This window comes from Streptomyces sp. bgisy159, from assembly GCF_057707805.1.
Genome location: NZ_JBYIQX010000009.1, coordinates 129,830 through 148,546 on the forward strand (window position 1 = coordinate 129,830; position 18,717 = coordinate 148,546).

Below are 18,717 nucleotides of genomic sequence, written 5' to 3' on the forward strand. Positions count from 1 at the left end.
TCAGAACAGCAGGATGTGAATATCCACAGCAACACGCAGACCCGGCCCGGAGCCGACCGCCCGGACCCGCTCTCGTCCACAGGAGGCACCATGTCAGGACCCCGGCCCGTCCGAGCTCCGCGCGGCACCCAGCCGAGCGCCCTGGGATGGCAGCAGGAGGCCGCCCTGCGGATGCTGCAGAACAACCTCGACCCCGAGGTCGCCGAACACCCCGACAAGCTCGTCGTCTACGGCGGCACCGGCAAGGCCGCCCGCGACTGGCGCTCCTTCGACGCCATGGTCCGCACCCTGGAGACGCTCAAGCAGGACGAGACCATGCTGGTCCAGTCCGGCCGCCCGGTCGGCGTCATGCAGACCCACGAGTGGGCCCCGCGCGTCCTCATCGCCAACTCCAACCTCGTCGGCGACTGGGCCAACTGGGAGGAGTTCCGCCGCCTGGAGCAGCTCGGCCTGACCATGTACGGCCAGATGACCGCCGGCTCCTGGATCTACATCGGCACCCAGGGCATCCTCCAGGGCACCTACGAGACCTTCGCCGCCGTCGCCGCCAAGAAGTTCGGCGGCACCCTCGCCGGGACCATCACCCTCACCGCCGGCCTCGGCGGCATGGGCGGCGCCCAGCCGCTCGCCGTGACGATGAACGACGGCGTGGCGATCTGCGTCGACTGCGACCCGCGCGCCATCGACCGCCGCATCGAGCACCGCTACCTCGACGTGAAGGCCGACTCCCTCGACCACGCCCTCCAGCTCGCCGTCGAGGCCCGCGACGCCCTCCGCCCGCTGTCCATCGGCGTCCTCGGCAACGCCGCCGAACTGGTCCCGCAGCTCCTCGCCATGGGCGCCCCCATCGACATCGTCACCGACCAGACCTCGGCCCACGACCCGCTGGCCTACCTGCCCGTCGGCACCGCCTTCGAGGACATGGCCGACGCCGCCGCCAAGGACCCGGCCGGCTTCACCACCCGCGCCCGCGAGTCCATGGCCCGGCACGTCGAGGCCATGGTCGGCTTCCAGGACGCCGGCGCCGAGGTCTTCGACTACGGCAACTCCATCCGCGGCGAGGCCCGGCTCGCCGGCTACGACCGCGCGTTCGCCTTCCCCGGCTTCGTGCCCGCGTACATCCGGCCGCTGTTCTGCGAGGGCAAGGGCCCCTTCCGCTGGGCGGCCCTGTCCGGCGACCCGGCCGACATCGCCCGCACCGACAAGGCGATCCTCGACCTGTTCCCCGAGAACGAGTCGTTGGCTCGCTGGATCAAGCTGGCCGGCGAGAAGGTCCACTTCCAGGGCCTGCCCGCACGCATCTGCTGGCTCGGCTACGGCGAGCGCGACAAGGCCGGCGAACGCTTCAACGACATGGTCGCGAGCGGCGAGCTGTCCGCACCGATCGTCATCGGCCGCGACCACCTCGACTGCGGCTCCGTCGCCTCCCCCTACCGCGAGACCGAGGCCATGCTCGACGGCTCCGACGCCATCGCCGACTGGCCGCTGCTCAACGCCATGGTCAACGTGGCCTCCGGTGCCTCCTGGGTGTCCATCCACCACGGCGGCGGCGTCGGCATGGGCCGCTCCCTCCACGCCGGCCAGGTCACCGTCGCCGACGGCACCCCGCTCGCCGGCGAGAAGATCCGCCGCGTCCTCACCAACGACCCGGGGATGGGCGTCATCCGGCACGTCGACGCCGGCTACGGCATCGCCGAGTCGGTCGCCACCGAGCGCGGCGTCCGGGTCCCGATGCGCGAGGGTGACCCGCGTTGAGCTTCCACAGCATGTGGGCGGAGCTGCTGCCGATCGGCCGCAGCTCCGCCTCCGGCGGCTACCGCCGGTTCGCCTGGACCGCCGCCGACGCCGACTGCCGGGCCTGGTTCCGGGACCAGGCGACGAGCCGCGGCCTGACCTACGAGGTCGACCGCAACGGCAACCAGTGGGCCTGGCTCGGCGACCCCACCGCCGGCGACGCCGTCGTCACGGGCTCCCACCTCGACTCCGTCCCCGACGGCGGCGCCTTCGACGGCCCCCTCGGCGTGGTGTCCTCCTTCGCCGCGCTCGACGAACTCCGCAGCCGGGGGGCGCGGCCGGTCAAGCCGGTCGCCGTCGTCAACTTCGGCGACGAGGAGGGCGCCCGCTTCGGCCTCGCCTGCGTCGGCTCCCGGCTCACCGCCGGACAGCTCACCGTCGAGCAGGCCCACCGGCTCACCGACGGCGACGGCACCACCCTCCCGCAGGCCATGGAAGCCGCCGGGTACGACCCCGAGACCATCGGACCCGACCCCGAACGCCTCGCCCGCATCGGCGCCTTCGTCGAGCTCCACGTCGAACAGGGCCGCGCCCTCGACCTCACCGGGGACGCCGTCGGCGTCGCCAGCTCCATCTGGCCGCACGGCCGCTGGCGCTTCGACTTCCGCGGCGAGGCCAACCACGCCGGCACCACCCGGCTGGCGGACCGCCGCGACCCGATGCTGTCCTACGCCGAGACCGTCCTCGCCGCCCGCCGCGAGGCCGAACACGCCGACGCCGTCGCCACCTTCGGCAAGATCTCCGTCGAACCGAACGGCGTCAACGCCATCCCCTCCCTGGTACGCGGCTGGCTGGACAGCCGGGCCGCCGACCAGGAGCGCCTCGACACCGTGGTGCACGGCATCGAGAAGGCCGCCCGCGCCCACGCCGAGGCCCACGGCATCGGCCTGGACGTCGTCCGGGAGTCCTTCACCCCGGTCGTCGAGTTCGACCACGCCCTGCGCGACGAACTCGCCCGCATCCTCGGCAGGGACAAGGCGCCGGACCTCGCCGTCCCCGTTCTCGGCACCGGTGCCGGACACGACGCCGGGATCCTGTCCGGCACCGTCCCGACCGCCATGCTGTTCGTACGCAACCCCACCGGCGTCTCGCACTCCCCGGCCGAGTCCGCGGCCGAGGACGACTGCGTGGCCGGAGTGCTCGCCCTCGCCGACGTACTGGAAGGACTGGCCTGCAGGTGACGCAGACGTACTGGCTGGAACACGCCTGGCTCGGCGACCGCGTCGAGCCGGGCGTGGCGCTCGACGTCCACGACGGCCGCATCACCGCCGTCCGCACGGACGCGGACACCCCGCCGCCCGGCGCCGAGGTGCTGCGCGGGCTGACCCTCCCGGGCCTCGCCAACGCCCACTCGCACGCCTTCCACCGGGCCCTGCGCGGCACCGTCCAGGTCGGCAGCGGCACCTTCTGGACCTGGCGCGAGGTGATGTACTCCGTCGCCGACCGGCTCACCCCCGACACCTACCACGCCCTCGCCCGCGCGGTGTACGCCGAGATGGCCCTGGCCGGCATCACCGCCGTCGGCGAGTTCCACTACCTCCACCACGCCCCCGGCGGCACCCCGTACGCCGACCCCAACGCGATGGGCGAGGCCCTGATCGCGGCCGCCGCCGAGGCCGGCATCCGGATCACCCTCCTCGACACCGCCTACCTCTCCGCCGGCTTCGGACAACCGCCCAGCACCCACCAGCTCCGCTTCTCCGACCGGACCGCCGAGAACTGGGCCACACGCTGTTCACTTCTCAAGGAACGGGATCACGCACGGATCGGAGCGGCGATCCACTCGGTGCGGGCCGTGCCCGCCGACCAGTTGGCGACCGTGGCCCGGTGGGCGCAGGAGCGGCGGTCCCCGCTGCACGTGCACCTGTCCGAGCAGACCGCCGAGAACGAGGCCTGCCGGGAGATCCACGGATGCACCCCCACCCAGCTCCTCGCCCTGCACGGGGTCCTCGGCCCGCGCACCACCGGCGTCCACAACACCCACCTCACCGCCGAGGACATCTCCCTCATCGGCTCCAGCGCCACCGGCACCTGCATGTGCCCGACCACCGAGCGCGACCTCGCCGACGGCATCGGGCCCGCCGTGGCCCTGCAGAACGAGGGCTCCCCGCTGTGCCTCGGCTCCGACAGCCACGCCGTCATCGACCTGCTCGAAGAGGCCCGCGCGATGGAGCTGAACGAACGCCTGCGCAGCCGCACCCGCGGCCACTGGACGGCGGCGGCCCTGCTGCGGGCGGCCTCCGCCGACGGCCACACCGCCCTCGGCTGGGACGGCGCGGGCACGCTGGAGCCCGGCGCGCTCGCCGACTTCACGACGATCGCCCTCGACTCGGTCAGGACGGCAGGGCCGCCTGCGCGACTCGGCGCCGAGACGGCCGTATTCGCCGCGTCGGCAGCGGACGTGTCGCATACGGTCGTGGCAGGCCGGCACGTCGTCCGGGACGGGGCGCACACTCTCGTACCGGATGTGCCGCGCGCCCTCGCGGACGCCGTCGCAGCCCTGCGCGACTGACCCCGGCCCGTTGCCGCGCCCCCGCGCGGCCGGCCCCCGAACCCGCCCCCAACGCCGACCAGGCCAGCAAGGAAGCCATGAGCAGCGCGACGAACGTCAGCCCCGACCACTCCGCGAGCACCGCCACCACGCTCATCACCAACATCGCAGCCCTGGTCACCAACGACCCCTCCCTGGGTGACAGTTCCCCCCTCGGCCTGATCCAGGACGCGGCCGTCGTCATCGAAGGCGACCGTGTCGTGTGGACCGGTGAATCAAGCAAAGCACCCGCCACTGACAATCGGGTCGACGCCGGCGGCCGGGCGGTCCTCCCCGGCTTCGTCGACTCCCACTCCCACCTGGTCTTCGCGGGCGACCGGACACAGGAGTTCAACGCCCGGATGTCGGGACGCCCGTACAGCGCCGGCGGCATCCGTACGACGGTCGCCGCCACCCGCGCAGCCACGGACGGGGAACTGGAGGCCAACCTCACCCACCACCTCGCCGAGGCCCTCCGCCAGGGCACCACCACCTTCGAGACCAAGTCCGGCTACGGCCTGACGGTCGAGGACGAGGCCCGAGCCCTGCGCATCGCCGCCCGCCACACCGACGAGGTCACCTACCTCGGCGCCCACATCGTCTCCCCGGACCTCGCCGACGACCCCGCCGCGTACGTCGCCCTCGTCACCGGCGAGATGCTCGACGCCTGCGCCCCGCACGCCCGCTGGATCGACGTCTTCTGCGAGAAGGGCGCCTTCGACGGCGACCAGGCCCGGGCGATCCTCACTGCCGGCAAGGCCAGGGGACTGCACCCGCGCATCCACGCCAACCAGCTCTCCTACGGCCCCGGCGTCCAGCTCGCGGTCGAACTGGACGCGGCGAGCGCCGACCACTGCACCCACCTCACGGACGCCGACGTCGACGCCCTGGCCGCCGGGAACACGGTCGCGACCCTCCTCCCCGGCGCCGAGTTCTCCACCCGCGCCGAGTGGCCGGACGCCCGCCGCCTCCTGGACGCGGGCGTGACCGTGGCCCTGTCCACGGACTGCAACCCGGGCTCGTCCTTCACGTCCTCGGTGCCGTTCTGCATCGCCCTCGCCGTACGGGACATGCGCATGACCCCCGACGAGGCGGTCTGGTCGGCCACGGCGGGCGGCGCGGCGGCCCTGCGTCGCACCGACATCGGCCGCCTCACCCCGGGCGCCCGCGCCGACCTGCTCCTCCTCGACGCCCCGAGCCACGTCCACCTGGCCTACCGCCCGGGCGTCCCGCTGGTGTCCGGGGTGTGGCGGGCCGGCGTACGGGTCGCCTGACCGCCCTCCGCCCGCACCCCCGTCTCTCCGGCCCCGGCCGACCGCACCGCGCGGTCGGCCACCGTCCGCCCCCACCCCGTACCGGCCAGCACCAGCACCGCACCCACGTACCCGAGCCACCCGGGCCGGTCCCCGGCCAGCGCGACACCGAGGAGCGCCGCCCACACCGGCTCGGTGCCCAGCAGAAGACTGACCCGGGACGGCGAGGTCCGCCGCACCGCCCACATCTGCACGAAGAACGCGAACAGCGTGCAGAGCACCGACAGGTACAGCAGCCCGGCCCAGTCCCCGCCGTCGAACCCGCCGGCCGTCGCCCACGGCGACGCCCCGGTCCCCGGCACCACCGCCAGCGCCCCGAACACGACCACGGCGCCGGCCAGCTGAAGGGTCGTCAACGACATGGAGTCGGCGCCCCGCACCGACTCCATCCGCGCCATCGCCAGTACGTGCACGGTCCGGGCGAGCGCCGCCCCCAGCATCAGCAGATCGCCCCCGGACGGCGCGGTGAACCCGGCCCCCTGCGTCAGCAGTGCCACCCCCGCCACCGACACCCCGGCCGCCGCGAGGAACGCCCCCGGCAGCCGCGTCCCGCGCACCCGGCTCTCCGCGAGCGGCGTGAACACCATGGTCAGGCTGATGATCAGCCCCGCGTTGGTCGCCGACGTGTGCACCACCCCGTACGTCTCCAGCAGGAAGATCCCGGCCAGCACCACCCCGAGCACCGCACCCCCGCGCACCTGCGCGGCGCTCAACGCCCGCAGCCGCCCCCACCCCACGGCCACCAGCACCGGCACCACCACCGCGAACCGCAGCACCAGCACCCCCACCACCGTCCCCGCCGTCGTCACCCCCTTGGCGGCCAGATAACTCGACCCCCACACCACCGCCACCAGCAGCACGGGCAGATCGGCCCATCGGCCGACACGGACGGACCTGGCGGACATGGGGTCTCCTCGGCGATCGACGACGGGTTGGCACAGAGCCGGGTCAGGGTAGCCGCGCGACGCGTATGCGCTGAGTGTGTTCCAGCAGGTGAGCGCGGCCGGGCGAGGAGCCGCCGTCTGCCGGTGTTCAGGAGTGTTCTTCCTCTACGGCTGACACCACGCTCAAGATCAGTGAATCGACAAGGGATCGCCTCCGCGTGCTGGCGGAAGAACGCGGCATGAGCAGGCGTGCCTACGCCGAACGAGTCGTCGCCGCCCCCACCGGGGCCGAGCAGGCCGAAGACACGGCCAAGGCGATGGCCTACGTCCGTGCCCACCTGCGGGAGGAGTTCACCGACGACGACGTCCGCGAAGCGTGGGAGTGGCGGGCCGCGATCGACACCGGTCGACTGGGCCCGTACATGGTCACTCTCGATCACACGGCGGTCCTGGCCCTATGCCGCGGACACCGACTGGTCTCCGGCCTGGCCGTCGTGGAGGCCGAGATCCGGTCCAGCGCGCGCGTCCCCGCCCTGTGCCTCGTCGCCGCAGGCCTGGAGCACCCCGGCGTGGCCGCGTATGCCGGCGCCCTGCCCGGCCTGGAGTTCCTGCCGCTCGACTTCGCGGGTGCCGCCGCGGTCGAACAGTTGGCGGCGGCGTGGATGAAGTGGCCGTGCGTGCACGCGGTATGCGCCGCCGCGTCGGATGGCGTGGAGGGGCAGATCCTGACCGCGAGACCAGAGGCCGATGACGGCACGGGCGTGTGGGCCGTGGATATCGGTCAGCCCTGACCGTCGGTGCGGGCCGTCGGGGACCCCGCCTCCTCGATGTCCGCTGCGCACTGGTTCAAGTTGGCGCAGTTCAACAGCCCTCGCCCGAGGCGACCTCCCTCGGCGGGGGCTGCCCCGTGCCATGAAGGCGCGTACTTGGGCCTGCTGGGTCGCGTCGGGGCGCTGAGCTGGTGTTGGGACCGATCCGCTGCCTCATCGTTGGCTTGGAATCGACTACCCCGTATTGCTGTCAATCGCCCCACCGACAGTGGCCGCCTCCCCTCTGACCTGCCAGTGCGATCTGCAGCGTGCTGCCGAGAGCCTCCGGCCCAGGGTTGACTGCATCAGACGGCGCAATCACGTCGTCATCGAACCCTGACCGAATTTGATCGTTTGGATGCCGCCCCATTTGAACCTTTGGTGTCGACTTATAACCACTGCCTACCGTGAATCTCCCTTGACGCACCGTGAGGTTGCACCTTGAATGTGGCCACTTTTTGAAGATCTTGTGATTTCGGGGGCGGGTATCGGTGCAGGTGGGTACAAACGCGGCAGGTCGTCCTGGACGCCGGAGACCTAGAGGCGCCGCCGCTACGGCCGCTGCGTTCGCTGTTGTGCTGGGGATGTTGGTGCTGCCTGCTCAGCAGGCATCCGCGGCCGTTCCCACATCAGATCCCGCCCCCTTGTCCGAGGCTCAACAGGCGCTGGCGAAGGCCAAGGAGACCGGCCAGCGGGTTGAGGTACTGGGGGAGCGCTCTGAACGCTCGACGGTCTACGCCAACCCCGATGGTGACACCTTCACATTGGAAGAGTCGGCCGTCCCCGTGCGGGTGGGCACACCGGACGGCGGATGGCAGGCGCCGGACGCGACGCTGGAGAGACGCTCCGACGGTTCGGTGGGTCCGAAGGCGGCGGCCGTACGGATCGCCCTCTCGTCGGGCGGCGACAAGAGCCCGCTGGCAGTGATCGAGGATGAAGGCCGCTCGCTGGAGCTGCAGTGGCCCGGCGCACTTCCTGCACCGCAGTTGGACGGCCCGAACGCCCTGTACCCCGAGGTGCTCCCGGGCGTTGACCTGAAAGTGACGACGACGCCGGAGAGCCTCCAACAGGTCTTCGTGGTCAAGACGCCCGAGGCGGCAACGAACGACCAGTTGAAGAAGCTGACGTTCGGGATGAAGAGCGACGGCCTGAAGATACACAAGGGAGTGTCGGGCAACCTCACGGCCGTCGACGGGAACGGCGGTACGGTGTTCAGGGCGCCGCCCGCGCGGATGTGGGACTCGGCGGGTGCGGATGAGCCGACCGGGACGCAGACGCAGCTGGCGAGGCTCGAGACGTCGGGCGCGACCGCCGCCGAGCCGTCCGACCCGTCGGAGACGGCACCCTCGGGCTCGGGCCTGGAACCCGGCCAGGGCGACAAGGTTGCCCGAATGGACGTACAAGTCACCGAGGACTCGCTCTCGGTGGTTCCCGCCCCGGAGATGCTGACGCAGACCGAGGCATCGGCATTCCCTCTCTTCATCGACCCACCGGTGACCTGGGGTTCCTCGGAGCGCACTCTCCTGCGCAGCGACGGTTACGAGTCCTACGGCTGGAGCAACGGCGACGACGGTCAGGGTAAGGGTGCGGGCAAGTGCGGTACCTGGAACGGCTATTACTGCGGCCCCGGGTATGTGCAGAAGCTGTACTTCGAGTTCTCTCCGGCGAAGCTGGCCGGCAAGAAGGTGCTTGATGCCACGTTCCGGGTGACGGAGCCGTGGGCGTTCCAGTGCGCTCCGCGATGGGTGGATCTGGTCCGGACGAACAACATCTCTTCCTCCACGACGTGGTCGACGCGGCCCACCGAGCTTGACTGGATGGTGGACCGGTACGTCTCGGCCGGCCGGGGTTCGCTGTGCGACCCGGACGCGCCGGACGCGCCGATCGAGTTCCACGACAACCCGGAAGAGACGAACGAGAACCTCACTCCGACCGTGCAGGCCTTCGCGCAGGGGAAGTTCTCGCGGCTGACACTGGAAGTCCGTGCGCACGACGAGTCGGACACCTCGGCGTGGAAGCGGTTCAAGAACGACGCGGTACTGGCGGTGACCTTCGTCGGCCTGCCGGCCAAGCCGACTGGGCTGGGACTGGCCACCGGAACGGGCACCTCGTGCATGAAGGACGCCTCGAAGCCCGCGATTGTGTCCGACCCCGCACCCCTGTTGCGGGCGGTGGCCCAGACTCAGCCGGGTGGCGAGGCCAACGCCCAGCTGCGTGTCTATTTCGACCTGGACCACCAGAACCCCGACGGCACCTGGACGGACACGCCTGCGGGCAACGGTTCGTTGGCACCTACGCCCACTCCCGCCAAGGACGACCAGTTGGTCAGCCTGAAGTGGTCGAATCTCACCGACGGCAAGCTGTATCGCTATCACGCCTGGACATGGTCGTACTACAACAATGGATCCAGCTACCTCAGCAGTGAGGTGTCGGACGGGTTCTGTTACTTCCGGGTGGACTCACAGGCGCCCAAGCCACCACAGATCACGCTCAAGAGTCCGTACAGCGAGTGCGGTACCACCTGCGCGGCGCAGGGCGGTCCTGGAACCCCGGTGACGTTCACGTTGTCGCCGAACACGGCGGAGGACAGCACTGTGGTGTCCTACGAGTACACCCTTCTCACCGGCGACTGGTCCACCGGGCTTGTGTCCAGCGGCTCGACGGTCACGGTGCCCATTGACCGTTCGGGGACGTACATCCTGCGAGCGCGGGGCGTGGACAACATAGGCGCCGGACGCACGGGAACGTTCAACCAGATCCAATTCCTGGTCGCACCGGGGGCTGGTCCGGTGGGCCGCTGGCAGTTCGAGAAAATCGATCAGGAGACGGGCGCGGCCGTCGACTCCGCAGCCGGTGACGGAGTCCCGCAGTACAACGCGACCCTCGCGGGTGATGCGACGCCTGATGACCGAGGTCGCCGGGGAGAGCTTAAGCAGGACGGCTCAAGTCCGGAGAGCCCGATCGCGGACAAGGGCCTGTCCCTGAACGGCAGCAGCGCATACGCGTCGGCCGAGGGTCAGGTCGTTGACACACGGGCCTCGTACACGGTGTCCGCGTGGGCCATGATCAATCCTGGTGCCACCGGGAACCGCACGGTGCTTGGACAGGACGGCGACTTCTACAGCGGTTTCTACCTCTCCTACCAGAGCGCGCTGGGGACCTGGTCGTTGCGTACGTCGCCAAGGGACGACAGCAGTGGCAATATCGTCGACCAGACTGTGGTGGCCAAGCAGCCGGCGACACCCGGCGTGTGGACACATCTGGCAGCCGTGTACGACGCTCCGGCCAAGCAGATCCGGCTGTACGTGAACGGCAAGCTGCAGGGCAGTGACTCGGTAGAGCCTTCCTGGCAGGCGGCCGGGCCGCTGCAGATCGGACGCGTAGTGTGGCACGGCAGCTACGTCGACTACTTCCCGGGCTCGATCGACGAGGTTGCGGCCTGGCAGCGGGCCCTGAGCGAAGCTGAGATCGCCGACGAGGCCCGGCTCGCGATCAGTGACGGTTTCAACAGCGTGGAACTGGTCGCGGACTGGCAAGCAAGCCAGAGCATCGGTGGCACCATCCAGGACACGGCCGGCTACGGCAGGTCGCTGACCCTGACCGGCGGGGCCTCGCTGGACGGTGAGACGATCCTGCTGGACGGCGCGGGTGAGGCCGCCACTGCGGCAGGGCCGATCGTGGACGACACCGGGTCCTTCACGGTCACCACGCTGGCTTCCGTGAATGCGGACACGCTGGCCGGCAAGGGCGTCGGCTACACGGGACAAGTGCTGGGCCAGAAGGCCGCGGACGGTTCCGCGTGGAACATATGGTTCGAACTGACCGACTTGGTGAGCGAGTTCGATGACGCTGTCGGCGATGAGCGTCTGGTCCCGTACGGCAAGTGGCATTTCGGGCGGTTGAACGCCGACGGGACGTCCTCGTCGGTGGTGTCGGCTCGAACGCCGCTGCCGAACGGAATGACCCGGCTGACCGGTGTGTTCGACGCCCAGGCAGCCACCATCAGCCTCTATCTCGGGATCAACCGAAACCAAGATGCCCAGGCATACACGGCGAAGGTCGGATCGGGTGACTTCATCGTCGGCAAGGGCTTTGACAGCGGCACCCGGCAGTACTACGGACGCATCGCTGAGGTGCGTGTATGGGCTGGCGCCATGGCCAGTGCGAACCAGGTCGCAGAGACCGCAGGCGACTGACGAGCAGGTGGTGACGTCAGCCCGAGCGGGTTGACCTCACCTTGAGGCGCGGTGCACGCGGTGCCGCGCGAGCGACTTGCCGAAACTTCTTGAAACGGGACTGGGTGGGACGAGAGCAATGGTCTTTGGCATAGGCACCTCAAAGGTGCGCGGTAGACGCCATCGGCGGCGCACGGGTCGGCTGCTGGTGCAGTCATTGGCCTTGGCCCTCGTCGTTCCGGTAGGCGTGGCCCAGGCGGCCGAGGCTGCCGGAGGGCCCAGTGCTCTCGGTCGGCCCGAAGTGCCCGAGTCCCGTGTGAGCAAGGTCAAGGAGTTCGACGGGCCGGGCGCGAAGAAGGCCCGCGAACAGGTGGCACGGGAGCAGAAGGCCAACGCGGAGCAGGCCCGACGCGCCGAGTCGGAGCGGAAGGCCGTCTGGCCGAAGCCGGGGGCAGCGGCCGTCAACCTGGCCGGCGGAAAGGCGGGCAGGGCAGCCCTGGCGGGTGTCCCTGTCACGATGGCTCCTGCCAAGGCCGGCACAGCCGCTGCGGGCGGCTCCGCACGGGTGACCGTCCTGGACCAGAAGGCTGCCGACAAGGCCGGTATCACTGGGGTGCTGCTCACCGCTGAGGCAGCCACGCCAGGTGCTGCCGAAGTGAGTGTCGACTACAGCAGTTTCGCCTCGGCCATCGGCGGTGGCTGGTCTCAGCGGCTGCACCTGGTGCGACTGCCCGCCTGTGTACTCACGACACCGCAGAAGCCTGAATGCCGTAAACAGACGCCCCTGAACTCGCAGAACGACATCGAACGCCAGTCGGTCTCCGCACAGGTCAGCCTCGCCGAGTCTGCGTCCGGCGCGTCGCCCCAGCTCCTGCGGGCCGCCGACAGCGGCTCCTCGACCGCCACAGTCCTGGCCGTCACCGCCACGTCCTCCGGCTCGGGGGAGTCTCCCAAGGGGGCGGGGGACTTCTCGGCCACACCGCTGTCGGAGTCCTCGGCGTGGCAGTCGGGTGGCAGCTCGGGCTCCTTCACCTGGTCGTACGGTTTCACGATGCCGCCCGCAGCGGCGGGTCCCGCGCCGTCGCTGTCGCTGTCGTACGACTCCGGCAGCGTGGACGGCCGTACCGCGACGACCAACAACCAGGGCACGACGGTCGGTGAGGGCTTCGCGCTCACCGAGTCCTACATCGAGCGCGCCTACGGCTCCTGCGACGACGACGGCCACACTGACGTCTTCGACCAGTGCTGGAAGTACGACAACGCGCGTCTGGTGCTGAACGGCAAATCCACCCGGCTGGTCAAGGACAAGAACAGCGGCGCGTGGCGCCTGGAGGACGACGACGCCTCCAAGGTCACCCGGTCCACAGGCGCGGACAACGAGGACGACAACGGCGAGTACTGGACCGTCACCACAGGAGACGGTACCAAGTACGTGTTCGGCAAGAACAAACTGGACGGCGCGGACACGCAGCGCACCAACTCGGTGTGGACAGTCCCCGTGTTCGGCGATGACTCGGGCGAGCCGGGCTATTCCGCAGGCAGCACGTTCGCCGACCGGGCGCTGACGCAAGCTTGGCGCTGGAATCTCGACTATGTCGAGGACACCCGGGGCAACGCGGCCACGTACTGGTACACGAAGAAGACCAACTACTACAAGAAGAACAAGGCGACGACCGCCAACGCCGCTTACACCCGGGGTGGTTTCCTCAACCGCGTCGAGTACGGTCTGCGGGCCGGCGTCCTGTTCACCGACAAGGCGGACGCGAAGGTCACCTTCCGCTACGCCGATCGCTGCACAGCCTCGGACTGCTCCGGCGGCCCGACCAAGGAGACCGCCGAGGACTGGCCTGACGTTCCCTACGACGCCATCTGCGCCAGCGGCGACACCGAGTGCTACGCGGCCGGTCCGTCGTTCTTCATCCTCAAGCGTCTGACCGGCATCGACACCTTCTCGTACAAAGCCACCACGGCCACCTACGACCCGGTGGACTCCTGGGAACTGACCCAGGAGTACCTCGACGGTGGGGACATCGGCGACAGCAGCGACCAGGTGCTCACGCTGAAGTCGCTGAAGCGGACCGGCAAGGCCGGTGACACGGCGATCGGGCTCAACCCCATCTCGTTCACCTACCAGCTTCGCCCCAACCGGGTGGACGCGACGGACGACATCCTGCCGCTGACCCGGCCTCGCATCTCGACGGTGACGTCTGAGACGGGAGCCATCACACGAGTGACGCTGTCGGGTGAGGAGTGCGTGCGCAGCGAGGTCCTGGACGCGGCCCCGGACACCAACACGCGTTCGTGCTACCCGCAGTTCTGGAACATCAACGGTGCCGAGAACGCCTCGATCGACTGGTTCCACAAGTACCGGGTGTTGTCTGTAGGCGTCTTCGATCCGGCGGCGAACAACGAGGCGGTGCAGCACGCCTACGAGTACAGCGGTGCGGCGTGGCACTACAACGACGACCCGTTCGCCCCGGCTGACGAGCGCACGTGGTCGGACTGGCGGGGCTACCGCCAGGTCACCGCTTGGACGGGTGCAACCGGCAGGACACGTTCCAAGACGGTTTCCCTGTACATGCAGGGCATGCACGGCGACAAGAAGACGGACGGGACCACGAAGTCGGTCTCCGTCGCCCCGCTGTCCGTACCGGGGCTGACCGTGGCCTCGATCACCGACAGTGCCCCCTACGCGGGACAGCTGCGCGAGCAGGTCACGTACAACGGCACCACCGCCCTCGCGGCGACGGCGAACGACCCGTGGTCGCAGGAGACGGCTCGCCAGAGCCCACCCGGTGCCGGTGATCACGTGGCCCGCTACGTCCGCACCCAGAAGACATATGGCTACACCTATCTGACGGCATCGAACACATGGCGTTCGCGGCAGTCAGCCACGACCTTCGACGCCTACGGCATGCCCACCACGGTCGAGGACCTGGGGGATGCCGACAAGAACGGCGATGAGACCTGTACCCGGACGTGGTACGCCCGCAACACCGACGTCGGCCTGATCAGCTTGGTCTCCCGAATCCGCACCGTCGCACGCACCTGCGCGACCGCAGACGCTTCATTGAACCTGCCGGCGACATACGCAACGCGCGGCGACGTGCTCGCGGACAGCGCCACCGTCTATGACACCCCAGGCGCCAGCAGCTGGTCCGCCACCCAGAAGCCGACGAAGGGCCAGCCCACCTGGACCGGCCGCGCCACCGGCTACGCCGCCACCGCGGACTTGGGCGGAGAACGCCTGCCCACGGGCTGGCAGACCACGGCCACCACCACCTACGACACCCTTGGCCGCCCGGTGAGCGTCACGAACGCCGACGGCGGCACCAGCACCACGGCCTACGTGCCGGCCGACGCGGGACCATTGACGAGAACGACCGTCACCGCACCTCCCGTCGGATCCGCCACCACAGGGCACCGGACCATCACCTACCTGGACCCGCGTCGCAGCCTGGCCCTGCGCACCTACGACCCGAACAACAACAAGACCGAGACGACCTATGACGCGCTCGGACGCATCACTGCCGTGTGGCAGGCCAACCGCGTCCGTGGCGGTGGCGACGCGGCCAGCGTGACCTTCGACTACCACCTCGGCAGCCCCGAGCCGTCCTGGGTGTCGACATCGACGCTGAAGAGGGACGGCAAGACCTACAACACGAGCTACACCCTCTATGACGCGCTGCTGCGCCCGCTGCAGACCCAGTCGCCGACTCCGGAGGGTGGTCGGCTCCTGACGGACACCCGCTACGACACGCGCGGCCTGGCGTACCAGACGTACGCGGACATCTTCGACACAACGAGCACCCCCAACGGAACCTACGCGCGGGCCGAGTACGGCGGCGCTCCCAAGCAGTCGGAGACGGTGTTCGACGGCGCTGGACGCGCGACGCAAAGCACCCTGTACGTCTACGGCGTGAAGAAGTGGTCGACCACCACGAGCTATACGGGCGACTCCGTCGCCACGACCGCCCTGGAGGGCGGATCGGCCCAGCGCACGATCACGGACGTACGCGGCCGGACGACGGAGACGCGCGCCTACGCGAGCACGACGCCCGCCGATGCCGCCTACGGCACAGGCCCCGGGGCCTCGTACACGTCGACGAAGTTCAAATACACCCCGGACGGTAAGCCGAAGACGATCAACGGCCCCGACGGGGCCACCTGGTCCTACGTCTACGACCTGTTCGGTCGCCAGACCAGCATGTCGGATCCGGACAAGGGCAACACGACCCTCCAGTACGACGTCCTGGACCGTGTCACAAAGACCACAGACGCGCGCGGCGCTTCCGTCCTCAGCGCGTACGACGAGCTGAGCCGTGTCACCGGCACATGGTCCGGTTCGATGACGGACGCCAACCAGCTCACCGGTTACACGTACGACACGGTCTTCAAAGGTCTGCCGACGTCCTCCACCCGCTACGTGGGAGGTAGGACGGGCGATGCCTACACGCAGACCGTCACCGCCTACGACAAACTCAACCGCCCCACCGCCTCGAAGCTCGAACTGCCCGGCAGCGAAGCGTTCGTGAAGGCAGGCGCACCGTCGGCGCTGACATACACCTCGTACTACAACCTCGACGGCACGCTGCAGTACAGCAGCGAGCCCGCGATGGGCGGCCTGAGTTCGGAGATCATCAGCTTCGCCTACGACGGTCTGGGCGACCTGACCGCTATCACAGGCTCGACCGGCTACCTCAGAGCCGTGGCCTACTCGGCCCTCGCCCAGCCTCTCCAGCTCACGCTGGGCACCGGTGGCTCCGAGAACAAGAACTTCTACGTCACCAACCGCTATGAGGAGGGCACGGATCGCCTCACCCGCAGCAATGTCACGGACCAGACCCACCCGTACATGCTGCAGGACCTGAACTACACCTATGACCAGACCGGCAACGTCACCGCGATCAGCGACCCGACGACGCTCGGCGGCGGCAGTTCACCGGACACCCAGTGCTTCGCCTACGACGGCCACCAGCGTCTGACCGAGGCCTGGACGCCCACTTCCCAGGGTTGCGCCGACACCCGCAGCGCTTCCGCCCTTTCGGGCCCGGCCCCGTACTGGAACAGCTACACGTACAACACCGCCGGCCAGCGCACCAGCGAAACGGTTCACAAGAGCGACGGCGACACGAAGACAACGTACTGCTACACCAAGCCCGCCCAGCCGCACACCCTGACCGGCACCACGACGGGCACGGACTGCACCACCCCGCAGCGCAGCTACTCCTACGACGCCATCGGCAACACCATCAAGCGCCCTGGCCCCGCCGCCGGCCAGGACCTGCTCTGGTCCGACGAGGGTCAGCTGAGCAAGGTCACGGAGAACGGGAAGTCCACCGACTACGTCTACGACGCCACCGGCGCCCTGCTGATCCGCGCCACCGAGAACGGCGAACGCATCCTGTACGCGGGCGCCACCGAACTCCACCTCCGCGCCGACGGCACCACCTGGGCTCAGCGCTACTACGCGGCCGGCGGCGTCACGGCAGCAGTCCGCTCCAACGAATCAGGCACCGAAAAGCTCACTTACCTGTCCGGTGACCACCACGGCACCTCCAGCCTGGCGCTCACCCCGGACACCAACCAGACCTTCACCAAGCGCTACACCACCCCCTTCGGCGCCGACCGTGGCAAGCCCCTCTACGGCCCCTGGCCCGATGACAAGGGCTTCCTCGGCAAGACCCGCGATACCACGACTGGCCTGACTCACATCGGCGCCCGCGAGTACGACCCCACTATCGGCCAGTTCATCAGCGTCGACCCTGTCCTGGACGCCACCAACGCCCAGACCCTGAACGGCTACAGCTACGCGGCGAATAGCCCTGTCACTTACTCCGACCCCGATGGCCGGAAGATCTTCCCGGGCGATAGTGGCGGCTGGATCGACAGCAGTGGTGGCGACGCCCCTGCCGCCACGACTGTCGGAACCCAGATCGGGGGCAGCACCGGAAGCGGCGGAGGTACAGCTGATGAGAGTACCGGCGATACCGGCGACGACGGCGGCAATGATTGCAGTTGGCACACATGGTGTGGCGTAGGTGAGGCACTGCAGGACACCAAGGAATGGGCATCTGATCATAGAGAATTGGTTCAGTTCGGAACCGAATTCGTTGTAGGTACGGTCTGTTATAGCGTCGCCGGAGGCACAGGGGCGCTGTCGGGTGGTGCGGGGTTCGCTGTAGCGGCTGGATGCAGTGGAGTTGCTGGGGCAGCTAGCAGTGCAGTAGGTAACTACCTGGACGACGAAGCTGATCACAGCGCTTCAGGTCAACTCGCAGACCAGGGCGAGGGGGCCGCCTGGGGCGCCGCTTGGGGCGGCAGCTTCTACGCACTCATGGAAGCAAAAATCGTAGGAAACCTGGCCTCAACGATCCTCGGCGGGTGCCGGCACAGTTTCCTTCCGGGGACCGATGTCCTCCTTGCAGACGGAACGCAAAAGGCTATCGAAGACGTCGAAGTCGGTGATGTGGTCGTCACCACGGACACGGAGACAGGTGAGACCACTGAAAGGCGCGTAGCTGAGACGATCACTACTGAAGATGACAAGGACTTCACCGAGATTGTCCTGTCCGTGGGCGGCGACTATTCCAGCATCGTGGCAACTGATACCCACCCCTTCTGGGTTCCCGACCTGAAGGAATGGGTAGAGGCAGGGGACCTCCAAGTTGGCCAGATGCTCCGCACCAGCACTGGGACCCATGTCCAGATCACTGCAGTCAGCCACTACACCAAGCGCCAGCGCACGCATGATCTCACCATCGAGGACATCCATGCGTACTATGTGCTGGCTGGACAGACTCCAATACTCGTTCACAATTGCAACGTTGCGTTGGGTCAGAAGGCTGAAGGCACCTACGAGTGGGCCGAAAAGCAGGGCTACAAGCACTTCGGGAAAGTGGAAGGCTGGCAAGGGCCGGTGGAGGCAGCGATCAGGGATACCAAAAATACTCTTCACGTGAACATGAAGGGAGTTGGGTCTTTCGCTGACGCTGCGAGGGACGGGCTTACCGCAGGGCACCCGTATGCCACAGATATCGAGATGGGTATGATTGCAAGGTCTGTGGTTCATGGCGGACGTTCGTGGGACAGTATCAAGTTCTATCGGCCAGGTAAGGGCGGTTCTCTCGTTGAATTCCCAGTGCCGGAACCTGACTGGGGTTCGTTCGGTAGAATTCGTCCCTACATAGATTGAGTTTGTGGACGGGGTAG

Annotated in this window: 8 protein-coding genes; 7 read left to right on the forward strand and 1 reads right to left on the reverse strand. The window is 68.7% G+C overall.

The genetic code is table 11. The features are described 5' to 3' along the window. Positions 1-90: 90 nt before the first annotated feature. The 4 genes from hutU (at position 91) to hutI (ending at position 5,598) form a co-directional block, all read left to right on the forward strand. The gene (hutU, locus tag AC3ET3_RS12075; RefSeq protein ID WP_435612091.1) at positions 91-1,755 is read left to right on the forward strand and encodes a urocanate hydratase; all 1,665 of its coding nucleotides are present in this window, start codon (positions 91-93) and stop codon (positions 1,753-1,755) included. Further along, positions 1,752-2,975, forward strand: a complete 1,224-nt coding sequence (locus AC3ET3_RS12080) for an allantoate amidohydrolase (protein WP_432157756.1) — start codon at positions 1,752-1,754, stop codon at positions 2,973-2,975. Before hutU ends, AC3ET3_RS12080 begins: the two co-directional genes overlap by 4 nt. Next, on the forward strand, positions 2,972-4,306 hold the full coding sequence (locus tag AC3ET3_RS12085) for a formimidoylglutamate deiminase (RefSeq protein WP_432135453.1): 1,335 nt from the start codon (positions 2,972-2,974) through the stop codon (positions 4,304-4,306). The genes AC3ET3_RS12080 and AC3ET3_RS12085 overlap by 4 nt, the downstream gene beginning before the upstream one ends. Before the next feature lie 77 nt (positions 4,307-4,383). Next, on the forward strand, positions 4,384-5,598 hold the full coding sequence (gene hutI, locus AC3ET3_RS12090) for an imidazolonepropionase (RefSeq protein ID WP_432135452.1): 1,215 nt from the start codon (positions 4,384-4,386) through the stop codon (positions 5,596-5,598). Here hutI and AC3ET3_RS12095 read toward each other — a convergent pair. After that, positions 5,538-6,542 (reverse strand): DMT family transporter, encoded by a 1,005-nt coding sequence (locus AC3ET3_RS12095; RefSeq protein ID WP_435612092.1) that lies wholly within the window; start codon positions 6,540-6,542, stop codon positions 5,538-5,540. The two genes, hutI and AC3ET3_RS12095, sit on opposite strands and share 61 nt — an antisense overlap. Positions 6,543-6,760: 218 nt before the next feature. On the opposite strand from AC3ET3_RS12095, the gene AC3ET3_RS12100 reads away from it, so the two are divergent. From AC3ET3_RS12100 to AC3ET3_RS12110, 3 genes are all read left to right on the forward strand, one after another. Then, positions 6,761-7,312: a PIN domain-containing protein gene (locus AC3ET3_RS12100; RefSeq protein ID WP_435612093.1), complete on the forward strand. Its 552-nt coding sequence runs from the start codon at positions 6,761-6,763 to the stop codon at positions 7,310-7,312. A 602-nt stretch (positions 7,313-7,914) separates the two neighbouring features. After that, positions 7,915-11,526, forward strand: a complete 3,612-nt coding sequence (locus AC3ET3_RS12105) for a LamG-like jellyroll fold domain-containing protein (protein WP_435612094.1) — start codon at positions 7,915-7,917, stop codon at positions 11,524-11,526. 118 nt (positions 11,527-11,644) lie between these two features. Next, a complete protein-coding gene (locus AC3ET3_RS12110; protein ID WP_435612095.1) occupies positions 11,645-18,700 on the forward strand; it encodes a polymorphic toxin-type HINT domain-containing protein in 7,056 nt (2,351 codons plus the stop codon). Positions 18,701-18,717 lie beyond the last annotated feature (17 nt).

Coding starts and splice junctions, on each gene's coding strand:
- AC3ET3_RS12095 (WP_435612092.1), bottom strand. CDS start 6,542: ATGTCCGCCAGGTCCGTCCGTGTCGGCCGATGGGCCGATCTGCCCGTG.
- AC3ET3_RS12100 (WP_435612093.1), top strand. CDS start 6,761: ATGAGCAGGCGTGCCTACGCCGAACGAGTCGTCGCCGCCCCCACCGGG.
- AC3ET3_RS12110 (WP_435612095.1), top strand. CDS start 11,645: ATGGTCTTTGGCATAGGCACCTCAAAGGTGCGCGGTAGACGCCATCGG.
- hutI (WP_432135452.1), top strand. CDS start 4,384: ATGAGCAGCGCGACGAACGTCAGCCCCGACCACTCCGCGAGCACCGCC.
- hutU (WP_435612091.1), top strand. CDS start 91: ATGTCAGGACCCCGGCCCGTCCGAGCTCCGCGCGGCACCCAGCCGAGC.
- AC3ET3_RS12105 (WP_435612094.1), top strand. CDS start 7,915: ATGTTGGTGCTGCCTGCTCAGCAGGCATCCGCGGCCGTTCCCACATCA.